Genomic DNA, 12,706 nt, shown 5'->3' with positions numbered 1-12,706 from the left:
TGACATTAGCAGATATTTGGGGGATCGTGATGGCTTCAGCGCTACCCAACCTTGTTGAAAGAATTGTCAAAGAAGGCGATTTGAAAATTACGTGGGCCGCCGGTGGCGACACGATCTTCGGTGACGGTACCGGAAAACGTGTCAGCGTCCGCATTACTGACGAAGAAGCGGAAAAGCTGATTGCTTCAGACCCGGCCCTCACTCTGGGTGAAATGTACATGCAGGGTCGCTTTCTTATGGAAGAAGGTGACATTTATGACTTTCTCTCCATCGTCCGTAAAAACACCAAGCACTCGAATTTTTCACCGCTGATGGCGATGCGACTGTTCTGGCGCATCGGTCTTGCGCAACTGCAAACGCGGCTGCCGATCAACAAGAACCGCAAGAACGTCTCGCACCATTATGATCTAACGCCGTCGCTGTTTAATCTGTTTCTGGATGATGACTGGCAGTATTCCTGCGCCTATTTTGATCCGCCGGATATTTCTCTGGATGAGGCGCAGCTGGCCAAGAAGCGGCATATCGCTGCCAAGCTTCGTCTCAATGAGGGTCAGCGCGTGCTGGAAATCGGCTCCGGCTGGGGCGGCCTCAGCATGTATCTGGCGGAAATGGCAGGCGTGGACTGCACCGGCATCACGCTTTCCCATGAGCAGCTGAATATTTCAAACCGGCGTGCGGAAAAGCGCAGTATTTCCGATCGTGTCCGCTTCGAGCTTCAGGACTACCGGACAATGAAAGCCAAACCGTTCGACCGCATTGTTTCGGTCGGCATGTTTGAGCATGTGGGAACCGGACGCTACCAGAACTTCTTCGACAAATGTTTCGAACTGCTGGACGATGATGGTGTCATGGTGCTGCATTCGATTGGCCGCGACACGGCCGGTCACAACATGACCAATCCGTTCATCGAGAAGTACATTTTCCCTGGCGGCTATATCCCTTCTCTTTCAGAGGTGCTTCCGGCTGTTGAAAAAGCGGGCTTGCTGGTACGCGATATCGAAATTCTTCAAATGCATTATGCGCATACGCTGCGGGCATGGCGTGAACGTTTTGTGGCGAGAAAGGACGAAGCCATCGCGCTCTATGATGAACAGTTCTTCCGCATGTGGGAATTCTATCTGGCCGGATCGGAAATGGCATTCGAATGGGACCAGATGTTTGTCTTCCAGATGCAGCTTTCCAAAAGCCAGTTTGCAACGCCCAATAACCGCCGTTATATGTTCGAGGCTGAAGACAAGCTGAAGGCCGCAGAAGCTGATCGCGCTCCGCTGGAACCGATTGAATTCTGACGGCCCGCATTGAAGAGCGAGCCCGGCGGAAACCCGATGACCGATATTCATGATGATGACGGGCGCGTAATCGACGCGCCGTCAGATAATTTCGTCTACAGACTTTTGCCACGCAGTCTCTGGCCCTATGCGCAGCTTGCGCGCTGGGACAGGCCGATCGGCTGGCAGTTGCTTTTATGGCCTTGCCTCTGGTCGGCAGCCATGGCTGCGTCGGTCACTGCGGCACATGGTGCGTTTCGTCCGGGTCAGTTCATCGCACATCTGCTTTTGTTTTTCGTCGGTGCGGTTGCCATGCGTGGCGCCGGATGCACCTACAATGATCTCGTCGACCACAACATCGATGACAAGGTTGCCCGCACGCGGTCGCGTCCGCTGCCATCGGGACGGGTCACACGGCTTCAGGCGAAAATCTTTATGGGATTGCAAGCCCTCACCGGTCTCATCGTGCTGCTTTGCTTTAACGGATTTACAATTCTGCTGGGCTTCGCCTCGCTGGTGATTGTTGCAATCTACCCTTTTGCGAAGCGTTTTACCGACTGGCCTCAGCTGTTTCTGGGCCTTGCTTTTTCATGGGGCGCACTGGTTGCCTGGGCGGCGGTGTTCGGCTCACTGGCACTCGCGCCGGTCATGCTCTATTTTGCCGCGATTTTGTGGACCATCGGCTACGACACGATTTACGCACATCAGGACAAGGAAGATGATGCACTGATCGGCGTGCGTTCTACAGCAAGGCTTTTTGGCGGGAACACCAAATTCTGGCTGATCGGCCTTTATGGCGGAGCGCTGCTGCTGATTGCGATCGGCTTCACCCTGACGCTGATGCCATGGATCGCCTTTTTCGGACTGGCCCTCGCGGGTATTCTTCTTTTTTATCAAATTGCCGTTCTGGATATCGATAACGGCGACCTCTGCCTCAGACTGTTCAAACTGAATTTCTATGTCGGCCTGTCATTGTTTGCAGGCCTCGTTCTTTCCATATTTTTTCACTGACCAAACGATTGGGGCGTGCGTTCTGTCAGGCGGCGATTTTCCGTCCCTTAACCGTCAGTGCGACACCCAGCGCCTGATCGCGGCAGCGCAATGTAAGGCGAGGATTTTGTCTGGCTCTCGCCGTATGCGGATGAATATCGTCATTGGCGGCGTTAGTTCTGTGCGCAATTCCATCGATCGGGCGGGCAACACCGTCAGCCTCCACCATCAGCATCGGAATGCCATACATTTCGGCCCAGTCCTGCCAGTCTGCCACAATGTCGCTCAAATCGTGCGCCACAAGTAACGGAATGCACAGTTCCGGATCTGCGTGATGCAGTTCCAGCGTTACGGTGATCTCACCATCGCCATGGGCAGTCGCACGGGCAGCAACGCCTTTGAAAGCGCGTCCGGGCAGTGCAATTGAAAACGGAAGATTGCTGGACGGCAGGTTGCGCCGGACAACAGCACCGCGGCTGTCAAGTTTAACGCCAATTCGGTTTTCCGAGCCTTTGGCGACATAGGAGAATTTTTGCGGGAACCGGGCAGGCTCGATTCTCAGAACTGTATCCCCGGCCCCCAATTTCAGCTGCGAATTCGTCATCTCATCACCCTTGTCATCTTTTGCCGTCTGTCTTCGGCTTTTGAGTTGTGAACTTTTGTGTCCACTTGTCTCGTTGTCTTGAGGGCATAATAGGCGAGGTTATTACCAACCGCCTTAACAGGCAGGGTTAAGAAATTCCAACGCGTATGAATGGTTATCAAAATCCGATCTTGCAGGGTTGAGAGAAACTAAACGCGTGCGTGACGAACCATTAACCCATTCCTTCCGCAATCAAGCAAAAACCCCGGATGACAGCGCATCCGGGGTTCTGATAGTCACCCAATGTTTCCAGATATCAGCTCAAGGGCTGAATTTTACCGGCATTTTGCAGCGCCATCATGAACTGGTCGTAGCGGAACTCAGCCGTTTTCAGCCAGCCATAGGCACCATTTTTGTATTCCGTCTGATCGTTATAGATCTTCTTGAAGGTCGGGTTTTCGGCTCCGAGCTCCTGATACACTTCCATCGCCGCGTTAAAGCAGGCCTGCATGATCTCGGTGCTGTAACCTTTAAGAACGGCACCATCGGCAATCAGCTCTCGGATCGCGACCGGATTCTTAACGTCATACTTCGCCATCATATTGGTGTTGGCAAAGGCGCAGGCATCATCCAGAGCAGCCTGATAATGCTTTGGCAGTGACTGATATTTGTCTTTGTTGAAGAAGGCGTGGATAACCGGTCCACCTTCCCACCAGCCAGGATAATAATAATATTTGGCAACCTTGTAGAAGCCGAGCTTCTGATCGTCATAAGGTCCGACGAACTCGGCAGCATCAATCGTACCTTTTTCCAGCGCCGGATAGATATCGCCACCGGCAATCTGCTGCGGAACGACGCCAACTTTTTCCATAACGCGCCCCGCCAGACCGGCAATGCGCATTTTAAGGCCCTTCATATCGTCAACGGTGTTCACTTCCTTGCGGAACCAGCCCCCCATCTGCACACCGGTATTGCCGGCTGGAAGGCCGTAGACGCCATAGCCATCGTAGAATTCGTTCATCAGGGTATTGCCGTTGCCCTGATAGAACCAGGCATTCGTCAGACGCTGGTTCAGCCCGAACGGAATAGCTGTACCGATCGCAAATGTCGGATCCTTCCCCCAGAAATAGTATGAGCAGGTATGGCAGGCCTCCACAGTACCGCTCTGCACTGCATCCAGCGCCTGCAGGCCGGGCACGATTTCACCGGCAGCGTAAACCTGGATGTCAAAATTGCCGCCAGTGGCAGCCCTAACATGATCGGCCACATCTTCCGCACCACCGAAAATCGTATCGAGCGATTTCGGAAAGGATGACGTCATACGCCATGTGATTTTCGGGTTTTCCTGAGCAACAGCTGGTGCAGCCAAAGCAGTCGCGGCGGCAGCGCCAACGCCACCGGTCCCGACCTTCTTGATAAAGGAACGACGGTCCATATTTTCCTCCCAACATTGTGCGCCTGCGCAAAAGCTCCTCCTCGGCAAGCGCGTGATTTGACAAAAGCATGTTGCCGCAAGGGTTGCAACTATCATCCGTCATTTACGGGGGGCTTTTGCGCTCATGAACCATCAGCTTTCTACGAAGGTATAATATTCGTGTCTGTCATTCTCTCTGTTTTGCCGTGTCGTAAACGCTCTGGCCCAACAGATTCGATTGACAGGCTTAAAGGCGCGGGGCATTGCTCTCACTTGTTTTACCGTCCGGGAAGTTGAGAAAATGTCGAAGCCCATCATCGCCGTTCCAGCTGATACGTCTTTTTTTCAGGACGCCGTCTGGCATGCCGCACAGCAACAATATGTCGGTGCTGCACTGAACGTTGCCGGTGCCATGAGCTTCATCATTCCCGCTTTTGAAGAGGGCAATGACATCGACGCTCTTCTTGACCGGGTTGATGGCGTTTTGATCACCGGTGCGCGTTCCAATGTTCACCCGTCGCTTTATGGCAAAGAGGCTACTGAAAAGGACGGGCCGTTTGATCCCGGCCGCGATGCGAATACACTGCCGCTGATACGCCGTGCCATCGAGCGCGCTATGCCCCTTCTTTGCATCTGCCGCGGCATTCAGGAACTGAATGTGGCACTTGGTGGAACACTGGTCAGCGAAGTTCAGGAGCTTGAAGGCCGGATAGATCATCGCCAACCGGCAGAAGGCAACCGGGATGATGCCTTCGTTATCCGTCAGCCGGTTACGATTGCCGAAGGCTCATGTTTGGCCGGTGTCGTGGATGCTGGCGAAATCCAGGTCAATTCACTGCACAGGCAGGCTATCAGCGATGTTGCACCAAACCTCTCGGTTGAGGCAACTGCGCCTGACGGCACAGTGGAAGCGGTTTCCGTTATCGGTGCAAAAAACTTTGCAGTTGGCGTTCAGTGGCACCCGGAATACTGGGCCAGCACGGACGCGCCTTCGCGCAAGATATTCGAAGCATTCGGCGATGCGGTTCGAGCCTACCGGGCGGCGGCGAAGAGCTGACGCCCGGGCCACCAGCCACTGCGGTTCAGGAACACCGCCCCTTCATACGCAAACCGTCACGCATGTTCATCGCCAGGAGCGTAATGTTGACTGCGCCGAAGATGAGTTCGACCGCCTGCACGGCATAAAACGACACATCGAATGCGCCAGCCTCCGCCTTTGCTGCAAGAAACAGTGCCGACGGCATTAAAACGACAAGCCCGTTTAGGGCGATGATCGGCATGCGTTTGCGCTTTGCCGCCACCAGTCGTCCGCGCATAGGCCGCGCGAGACGCAAGCCCGAAGCACCCGCCAGCGCCAGAAACGGCACCAACAGCAAGAAGCCCCATGGGATCCACATCTTGACGCGCGTGACAAGCGCAGGGCCGGCAAAGACCTCCGTCAGCACGGTGGATAACCAGAAAACGGTGATGATCGCCAGCGCAAAAGCGCCCGCAACAGGGTGAATTAACTTCATCATGATCGTGCTCCGTTATTTATATAGCATGCTATATATCATTGCATAGCAAGCTATGCAAATGCTAATGAAGCGCATGACCTTTTCCAAAGACCACTCGGCGGGCTATCTCGCCAATCATCTGGCACGTCTTTTCGAACGCGGGCTTGCCGGTCGCATCAAACCGCTTGGCCTGACGACGGGCACTTTTCCGGCGCTTCTGGAATTGTGGGAAAATGACGGACTGACGCAGAAAGAACTCGTCGAACGCCTCGACATCGAACAGGCGACAATGGCCAATACCCTTTCGCGCATGGAGCGCGACGGCCTGATAAAGCGGCAAAAGGACCCCGATGACGGCCGTGTTCAACGCGTTGTGCTGACGGAACACGCCCGCACCTTGCGCGATCCCGCCATTGCCGCGGCGACAACGGAAAACGAAGACGCGCTCGCCGCCCTATCGGGCGAAGAGCGCGCGCTGTTTATCGAGCTGATGCAAAAGGTGATCGCAACCAGGCGGGAGCGATGACCCCCGCCTTTACGCCTTCGGCGGAACCGGCGTTTCCGGAACCGGCGTGACCGGACGCCCTTCCGCAAACCAGCCGCTGATATTGTCTGCGACCAACTGTGCCATCGCCGTGCGGGTCGGCACGGATGCAGAAGCAACATGCGGCAGAAGGCTGACATTTTCAAACACCATCAGCTTCTCCGGCACATGCGGCTCATCATAGAAAACGTCCAGCCCGGCGCCTCCAAGCGTTCCGGCCTCAAGTGCTGCGATCAGATCATCCTCATTAACCGTCCAGCCGCGTCCGACATTAATCAGAATACCTTCCGGGCCAAGTGCTTTCATCACAGTCTGATCGATAGTCTTATGCGTCTGCGGTGTTTTCGGCACAATGCAGATCAGCGTATCCACGGCCTCGGCCAGCTCGGCCAATGACGGATAATAGGCATAGTCGACGCCATCCTTCTTTGATCGGGTATGATACGCAATCTCCACCTTGAAAGGCTCAAGCCGCTGGGCAATTTCCATTCCGATACGGCCAAGGCCATACAGCCCGACCTTGCGTCCGGTGAGTGCAAACGGTGAAAGCGCATAGCCACCTTCTTTTGCCCAGCGCCCCTCGCGAACCCATTTTTCTGCCGCGTAAAACTGACGCACCGTGTTCAGAAGAAGTCCGATTGTCGTGTCGGCGACCTCATCGTTGAGAACATTCGGCGTGTGGGTCACGACAATGCCGCGCTCTGCCGCGTGTGCGGTATCGATTCCGTCATACCCCACGCCGGGACATGCAATAATTTCAAGATTGGGCAGGCAGTCCATTTCGACCCCTGAAAAACCGCCAAACGCAACAACGCCACGGATACGGTCAATCGTATCGGTATCAAGTGCGGAAAAACCCGCTTCGGGCAAGACAAGCTGTTCAACATCATCGCCGAGTAAAGTCTGAACGAACTTGTTGAGGTTCTGCGACAGCAGGACAATTGGCTTTGACAATACAGCCTCCAGATTTTTGTCAGTATGGGAATTGATGCGGCAGAGATGCCGCCTCAGACAAGGTGGTGATTTTCCGCCATTTCGCGATGCGGACCGGTGGACTGGCGAATACGCATCTCCGGCTTTATAAGATGCATACCATCTGGCGCACTGGAGCCTGCAAGCTTATCCAGAAGCGCCCGTGCGGCCAGACGCCCAACTTCCGCCTGACCATTCCAGACCGTCGTAAGCGACGGTGTGGCAATCGACGCCTCCTCAAGATCGTCATAGCCGGTGACGGAAATATCAACACCCGGGGTAAGCCCTGCACGGGAAATGCCATTCATCAGGCCGATGGCAACCAGATCATTCCAGCAAACGGCCGCTGTGGGCTTTTGCGGCAATGACAGGAAATGAACGGCAGCCTCGAACCCGCCCTGCTTGGTTCTGGGGCCGGGAATACGCAGCGCCGGATCAACTTCAATACCGGCCTTTCTCAATGCATTCACGTAGCCAGAGTAGCGGTCGCGTCCGGTCGAGGTCTGATCCGTTCCACCAATCATCGCAATGCAACGGTGACCAAGACCAATCAGATGATTGGTCGCCAGCGCGATACCATAGCTGTCATCGCCACGATAGGTCGGCAGATCCAGCTCTTCCATCCGGCGGGCAACGAAGATTGCAGGCATGCCGTTGTCTTCGGCAAGCTGCACATCCGCAGGCGGCGTACCGATGGCCGGTGACATGATCACGCCGTCACCGCCCAGCTGCAGCAGTGTTTCGATAAAATTGCGCTGCTTTTCAACAGAGTCGTAGTGGTTGGACAAAATGAACGTGTGCTGATTGCGATCAAGCTCACTTTCGATAGCCTTCAGGATCTCTCCGTAAAACGGGTTCATGATGTCATGCACCACAACCCCGATAATGCCCGAACGCGATGTTCTGAGGCTGGCAGCCCGACGGTTATAGATATAACCGAGCGCACGCGCCTGCTCCTTAATGCGTTCGCGCGTAGAAGCCGCGACGAGCGGGCTGTCTCTGAGCGCCAGAGAAACTGTAGCAGTGGATATGCCCAGCGATTCCGCGATGGTGGATAGCTTGACTTTTTGTGCCACGCTTCGCTCCCGTTTGAATGGGGTTTGGCACATCATTGCACCAAGGCTCATTTAAAATTTTTAAATCAAAACATCTATGTTTTTCAACATAAAAGTTTAAATCGAATAGATTTTCCGTGTAACGCATTTAACTTTTGACAGGAAGGGCCAGACGCTCCAGCACCTTTGCATCACCTGCGCAGCCAGCGCTTGCCCCGAAAGACCATGCTTCTTATATACGGGCTAAATTCCCGAAGCGGGAAAACTCCCAAAGGATTTGCCATGACAGAAACGCAAACGACGAAGCCCATTCCGGTCACCGTCCTGACCGGCTATCTGGGCTCAGGCAAGACGACACTGCTCAACCGCATTCTTTCCGAAAACCACGGAAAGCAATACGCAGTTATCGTCAATGAGTTCGGCGAAATCGGCATTGACAACGATCTGATCGTCGAATCCGATGAAGAAATCTATGAAATGAACAATGGCTGCATCTGCTGCACCGTACGTGGAGATCTCATCCGTGTGGTTGAAAGCCTGATGCGCCGCCCGCGCTTCGACGGAATCATCGTCGAGACGACCGGCCTTGCGGATCCGGTTCCGGTTGCCCAGACCTTCTTCATGGATGACGATGTTCGCGCCAAGACGGCCCTTGATGCGGTCATCACACTGGTCGATGCAAAGCACCTGCCGCTTCGTCTGAAAGACAGCCGCGAGGCAGAAGACCAGATTGCCTTTGCCGATATCGTGCTGCTGAACAAGACCGATCTTGTGAACGCTGAAGAACTTTCCGAGGTTGAAAGCCTCGTTCGCGCGATCAATCCCGCTGCCCGTGTTTATCGCACCGAGCGCTCAGGCATTGAGCTGGAACGCATCCTTGATCAGGGCGCTTTCGACCTTGAACATGTGCTGGAAGACGATCCGCATTTTCTCGATCATGATGAACATGATGACCACATATGCGGACCGGACTGCGATCACGATCATCATCATCACGACAATGATCATGATCACGACCATGGGCATCATCACCATCATCATGGCCCGTCCGACCATCACGATGTGACGGTCCAGTCTGTTTCCCTGCGCGGCGGAGAACTGGACCCGAACCGCTTCTTCCCGTGGATACAGTCGATCACCCAAAACCAGGGACCGAATATTCTGCGGCTCAAAGGCATTCTTGCGTTCAAGAACGATCCGGAACGTTATGTCGTGCAAGGCGTGCATATGATCATCGAAGGTGACCACCAACGCGCATGGAAAGACGACGAACGCCATGAGAGCCGTCTTGTCTTTATCGGGCGGGAACTTGACGCTGAGAAGCTGGAACGCACATTCAAGGCCTGTGAGGCTGCCAGCTGATGCCAAGTGTCGCTCCCTTTGATATCGACGATCATATAGAAACTGCTGCATTTATCGGCGACGTCGCCTTTTTTGCGGGAGCAAGTGGTGTCATTCATCGCCTCGGTGAAGGTGAAAAAACCATCGAAGCGCATGACGGGCTACTGACCTGTGTTCGTGACCCCTTCAGCCAGACACTTCTGACAGGTGGTGAAGACGGGCGTGTGCTGCGCATCGCACGTGATGGCACGTTTGAAGAACTCGTCAACGTGCCCCGCAAGTGGATTTCTGTTGTTGCAGGCGGTCCGCACGGCGCTGTAGCCTATGCTATCGGCAAGGAAACCCGCGTCATCGAGAGCGGAACTTCGCACCTCTTCACCGAAGAACGCAGTGTCGAGGCAGTGGCGTTTGCTCCGAAAGGGCTGCGGGTCGCAGCAGCCCGCTACAATGGAGCATCGCTGCACTGGGTTACAGGCACCGCGCCGCCGGTCGATCTCGAATGGAAGGGCGCGCATATCGGTATCGACTTTTCGCCGGACGGGCGCTTCCTGATTACCTCGATGCAGGAGAATGCTCTTCACGGCTGGAAGATCGACGGCAAGGTGAGCGAGGAAGCCCGCCATATGCGTATGAGCGGCTATCCAGCCAAGGTAAAATCCTGGTCGTGGGCGCCGCGCGGCAAATGGCTTGCGACGTCAGGTGCACCTGCCGCCATCGTCTGGCCGTTTTCCGGTAAGGACGGCCCGATGGGCAAGGCCCCGCTCGAACTTGGAACACGCTCCAACATCATGGTTACGGAGGTCGCGTTTCATCCGACTGAAGAGGTGGTCGCCATCGGCTTCATCGACGGTATGGTCCTTGCCGTCAGAATAGCAGACGGCAAGGAAGCGCTGTTGCGGCGGCCGGGAAAAGGCGCGATCACGTCGCTCGGATGGGACAAGGACGGCAAGCGCCTTGCGTTTGGCTCGGAGGCCGGAGACTGCGGCATCGTCACACTTGGCGATTGAGGCAGACTTTTGTCAGGCACGGAAAGCGAAAAAGGCTGCGGTAGAAACCGCAGCCTTTTCTCATTGACGCATGTTTTAAACCGGAAAGATCAGCCCGGGAAAATCGTCTGATTGAGATGCGTAAGCTCACCGAGCATCTGCTCGATTGCGCTCTTGCGCTCGCCATGGCGCGCATGGATCAGCTCATCACGCAATTCCTTGATCCGCTTCTCGATGGCATCGCCAGCTTCACCCACCGGAACCGCTGTTTCGGCCAGAAGTGTGCAATGCTCACCCTGAATATCCGCAAAACCATGAAACACGAGGAACTTGAATTCCTTGTTTTCGCTGTTGCGGAATTTGACCATGCCGGGACGGATCGTGGTCATGGTGGGCGCATGATCCGGCATCACCGTCATTTCGCCTTCCGTTGCCGGGATCACCACCGAGTCCGTCTCAGCAGAAGCGAGAAGGTGCTCCGGAGTAACCAGCTCGAAAATCAGTTTGTCAGCCATGACGCTCAAATTCTTTCTTCAACTTTGCCAAAACGCCCGAAGGCCGTTTAAGCGCCGCAGGGCTTCCAAAAGCCACGCGGCACTTGTGAAGGACGGTTCTTAAGCCGCTTCAGCCAGTTTCTTGGCCTTCTCGACTGCATCGTCAATCGTACCGACCATATAAAACGCAGCTTCTGGCAGATGGTCATATTCGCCTTCGACCAGCCCCTTGAACGAACGGATCGTATCTTCCAGCGAAACGAGGATGCCCGGTGCGCCGGTGAAGACTTCAGCAACGTGGAACGGCTGCGAAAGGAAGCGCTCGATCTTACGTGCGCGAGCAACCGTGAGCTTATCTTCTTCAGAAAGCTCGTCCATGCCGAGAATTGCGATAATGTCCTGAAGAGCCTTGTAGCGCTGCAGCGTTTCCTGAACGGCGCGGGCAACGGCATAATGCTCTTCACCAACAATCATCGGATCCAGCATACGCGAGGTGGAGTCGAGCGGGTCAACAGCCGGGTAAATACCCTTTTCAGCGATCGAACGCGACAGCGTGGTCGTTGCGTCCAGGTGAGCAAACGAGGTAGCCGGCGCCGGGTCGGTCAGGTCGTCAGCTGGCACGTAAATGGCCTGAACCGACGTAATCGACCCCTTGGTCGTTGTCGTAATACGCTCCTGCAACGCACCCATGTCGGTTGCCAGCGTCGGCTGATAACCCACAGCGGAAGGAATACGACCCAGGAGAGCCGAAATTTCCGAACCAGCCTGCGTAAAGCGGAAAATGTTATCGACGAAGAACAGAACGTCCTGTCCCTGGTCACGGAAAGATTCCGCGATTGTCAGACCGGAAAGCGCAACACGTGCACGCGCACCCGGAGGCTCGTTCATCTGACCATAAACCAGCGCACATTTCGAACCTTCAGCCGAACCATTGTTCTCTGAAGGATCAACGTTCACGTTGGATTCGATCATTTCGTGATAGAGGTCGTTACCCTCACGCGTGCGCTCGCCAACACCGGCAAATACGGAATATCCGCCGTGCGCCTTAGCAATGTTGTTGATCAGCTCCTGAATCAGAACCGTTTTGCCAACACCGGCGCCGCCGAACAGGCCGATCTTACCGCCCTTCGCATAAGGTGCGAGAAGATCAACAACCTTGATGCCGGTCACCAAAATTTCAGCCTCGGTGGACTGTTCAATATATTCCGGCGCAGGCTGGTGGATTGCGCGCTTCTCTTTGGTCTTGACCGGGCCAACTTCGTCAACCGGCTCACCAATAACGTTCAGGATGCGGCCAAGTGTTTCTTCGCCTACCGGCACCATGATCGGAGAACCTGTGTTCTTGACTTCCTGACCGCGAACCAGACCTTCGGTCGCGTCCATGGCAATCGTGCGGACTTCGTTCTCGCCGAGGTGCTGAGCGACCTCAAGGACCAGACGGTTGCCGTGATTTTCGGTTTCAAGCGCGTTCATGATCGGCGGCAGTTCACCATCAAATGCAACGTCGACGACAGCGCCGATAATCTGCGTCACCTTACCAACAGAGGCCTCAGCCATAATCAA

General features: G+C 55.0%; 13 protein-coding genes. 6 read left to right on the top strand and 7 right to left on the bottom strand.

What is annotated here, in order from left to right:
* The first annotated feature begins 29 nt into the window (after nt 1-29).
* Together EDC90_RS00840 and ubiA are read left to right on the top strand one after the other, a co-directional pair.
* Nucleotides 30-1,289: an SAM-dependent methyltransferase gene (locus EDC90_RS00840; protein ID WP_132307538.1), complete on the top strand. Its 1,260-nt coding sequence runs from the start codon at nt 30-32 to the stop codon at nt 1,287-1,289.
* 36 nt (nt 1,290-1,325) lie between these two features.
* Nucleotides 1,326-2,279 carry a 4-hydroxybenzoate octaprenyltransferase gene (gene ubiA, locus EDC90_RS00835; protein WP_132307536.1) on the top strand — a complete coding sequence of 318 codons (954 nt, stop codon included), beginning with the start codon at nt 1,326-1,328 and terminating at the stop codon, nt 2,277-2,279.
* Between the two features lie 25 nt (nt 2,280-2,304).
* On the opposite strand, the gene EDC90_RS00830 is transcribed toward ubiA, so the two are convergent.
* Together EDC90_RS00830 and EDC90_RS00825 are read right to left on the bottom strand one after the other, a co-directional pair.
* Nucleotides 2,305-2,862 carry a DUF6101 family protein gene (locus EDC90_RS00830; protein WP_132307534.1) on the bottom strand — a complete coding sequence of 186 codons (558 nt, stop codon included), beginning with the start codon at nt 2,860-2,862 and terminating at the stop codon, nt 2,305-2,307.
* 295 nt (nt 2,863-3,157) lie between these two features.
* Nucleotides 3,158-4,276, bottom strand: coding sequence for a TRAP transporter substrate-binding protein (locus EDC90_RS00825; protein ID WP_132307532.1), 1,119 nt, complete (start codon nt 4,274-4,276; stop codon nt 3,158-3,160).
* Between the two features lie 280 nt (nt 4,277-4,556).
* On the opposite strand from EDC90_RS00825, the gene EDC90_RS00820 reads away from it, so the two are divergent.
* On the top strand, nt 4,557-5,312 hold the full coding sequence (locus EDC90_RS00820; protein WP_132307530.1) for a gamma-glutamyl-gamma-aminobutyrate hydrolase family protein: 756 nt from the start codon (nt 4,557-4,559) through the stop codon (nt 5,310-5,312).
* A 25-nt stretch (nt 5,313-5,337) separates the two neighbouring features.
* Here the strand turns inward: EDC90_RS00820 and EDC90_RS00815 are convergent, their stop codons facing one another.
* Nucleotides 5,338-5,772 (bottom strand): hypothetical protein, encoded by a 435-nt coding sequence (locus EDC90_RS00815; protein WP_132307528.1) that lies wholly within the window; start codon nt 5,770-5,772, stop codon nt 5,338-5,340.
* Nucleotides 5,773-5,836: 64 nt separating this feature from the next.
* On the opposite strand from EDC90_RS00815, the gene EDC90_RS00810 reads away from it, so the two are divergent.
* A complete protein-coding gene (locus EDC90_RS00810) occupies nt 5,837-6,277 on the top strand; it encodes a MarR family winged helix-turn-helix transcriptional regulator (RefSeq protein ID WP_432419975.1) in 441 nt (146 codons plus the stop codon).
* Between the two features lie 9 nt (nt 6,278-6,286).
* Here EDC90_RS00810 and EDC90_RS00805 read toward each other — a convergent pair whose 3' ends face one another.
* Nucleotides 6,287-7,249: a 2-hydroxyacid dehydrogenase gene (locus tag EDC90_RS00805; protein WP_132307526.1), complete on the bottom strand. Its 963-nt coding sequence runs from the start codon at nt 7,247-7,249 to the stop codon at nt 6,287-6,289.
* Nucleotides 7,250-7,302: 53 nt separating this feature from the next.
* Nucleotides 7,303-8,343: a LacI family DNA-binding transcriptional regulator gene (locus EDC90_RS00800; protein WP_132307524.1), complete on the bottom strand. Its 1,041-nt coding sequence runs from the start codon at nt 8,341-8,343 to the stop codon at nt 7,303-7,305.
* Nucleotides 8,344-8,604: 261 nt separating this feature from the next.
* On the opposite strand from EDC90_RS00800, the gene EDC90_RS00795 reads away from it, so the two are divergent.
* Nucleotides 8,605-9,684 carry a CobW family GTP-binding protein gene (locus EDC90_RS00795; RefSeq protein WP_132307522.1) on the top strand — a complete coding sequence of 360 codons (1,080 nt, stop codon included), beginning with the start codon at nt 8,605-8,607 and terminating at the stop codon, nt 9,682-9,684.
* Nucleotides 9,684-10,670 carry a WD40 repeat domain-containing protein gene (locus EDC90_RS00790; protein WP_132307520.1) on the top strand — a complete coding sequence of 329 codons (987 nt, stop codon included), beginning with the start codon at nt 9,684-9,686 and terminating at the stop codon, nt 10,668-10,670. The genes EDC90_RS00795 and EDC90_RS00790 overlap by 1 nt, the downstream gene beginning before the upstream one ends.
* A gap of 89 nt (nt 10,671-10,759) precedes the next feature.
* On the opposite strand, the gene EDC90_RS00785 is transcribed toward EDC90_RS00790, so the two are convergent.
* Together EDC90_RS00785 and atpD are read right to left on the bottom strand one after the other, a co-directional pair.
* A complete protein-coding gene (locus EDC90_RS00785) occupies nt 10,760-11,164 on the bottom strand; it encodes a F0F1 ATP synthase subunit epsilon (RefSeq protein WP_132307518.1) in 405 nt (134 codons plus the stop codon).
* Between the two features lie 99 nt (nt 11,165-11,263).
* The gene (gene atpD / locus EDC90_RS00780) at nt 11,264-12,700 is read right to left on the bottom strand and encodes a F0F1 ATP synthase subunit beta (RefSeq protein ID WP_132307516.1); all 1,437 of its coding nucleotides are present in this window, start codon (nt 12,698-12,700) and stop codon (nt 11,264-11,266) included.
* Between the last annotated feature and the right edge of the window lie 6 nt (nt 12,701-12,706).

Source organism: Martelella mediterranea (genome assembly GCF_004342225.1).
Classification (GTDB): domain Bacteria; phylum Pseudomonadota; class Alphaproteobacteria; order Rhizobiales; family Rhizobiaceae; genus Martelella; species Martelella mediterranea_B.
The sequence above is the reverse complement of the archived record's forward strand: the minus strand, read 5'-3'. Positions and strand labels throughout refer to the sequence as shown.

Coding starts and splice junctions, on each gene's coding strand:
- EDC90_RS00840 (WP_132307538.1), top strand. CDS start 30: ATGGCTTCAGCGCTACCCAACCTTGTTGAAAGAATTGTCAAAGAAGGC.
- ubiA (WP_132307536.1), top strand. CDS start 1,326: ATGACCGATATTCATGATGATGACGGGCGCGTAATCGACGCGCCGTCA.
- EDC90_RS00830 (WP_132307534.1), bottom strand. CDS start 2,862: ATGACGAATTCGCAGCTGAAATTGGGGGCCGGGGATACAGTTCTGAGA.
- EDC90_RS00825 (WP_132307532.1), bottom strand. CDS start 4,276: ATGGACCGTCGTTCCTTTATCAAGAAGGTCGGGACCGGTGGCGTTGGC.
- EDC90_RS00820 (WP_132307530.1), top strand. CDS start 4,557: ATGTCGAAGCCCATCATCGCCGTTCCAGCTGATACGTCTTTTTTTCAG.
- EDC90_RS00815 (WP_132307528.1), bottom strand. CDS start 5,772: ATGATGAAGTTAATTCACCCTGTTGCGGGCGCTTTTGCGCTGGCGATC.
- EDC90_RS00810 (WP_432419975.1), top strand. CDS start 5,837: ATGAAGCGCATGACCTTTTCCAAAGACCACTCGGCGGGCTATCTCGCC.
- EDC90_RS00795 (WP_132307522.1), top strand. CDS start 8,605: ATGACAGAAACGCAAACGACGAAGCCCATTCCGGTCACCGTCCTGACC.
- EDC90_RS00790 (WP_132307520.1), top strand. CDS start 9,684: ATGCCAAGTGTCGCTCCCTTTGATATCGACGATCATATAGAAACTGCT.
- EDC90_RS00785 (WP_132307518.1), bottom strand. CDS start 11,164: ATGGCTGACAAACTGATTTTCGAGCTGGTTACTCCGGAGCACCTTCTC.
- atpD (WP_132307516.1), bottom strand. CDS start 12,700: ATGGCTGAGGCCTCTGTTGGTAAGGTGACGCAGATTATCGGCGCTGTC.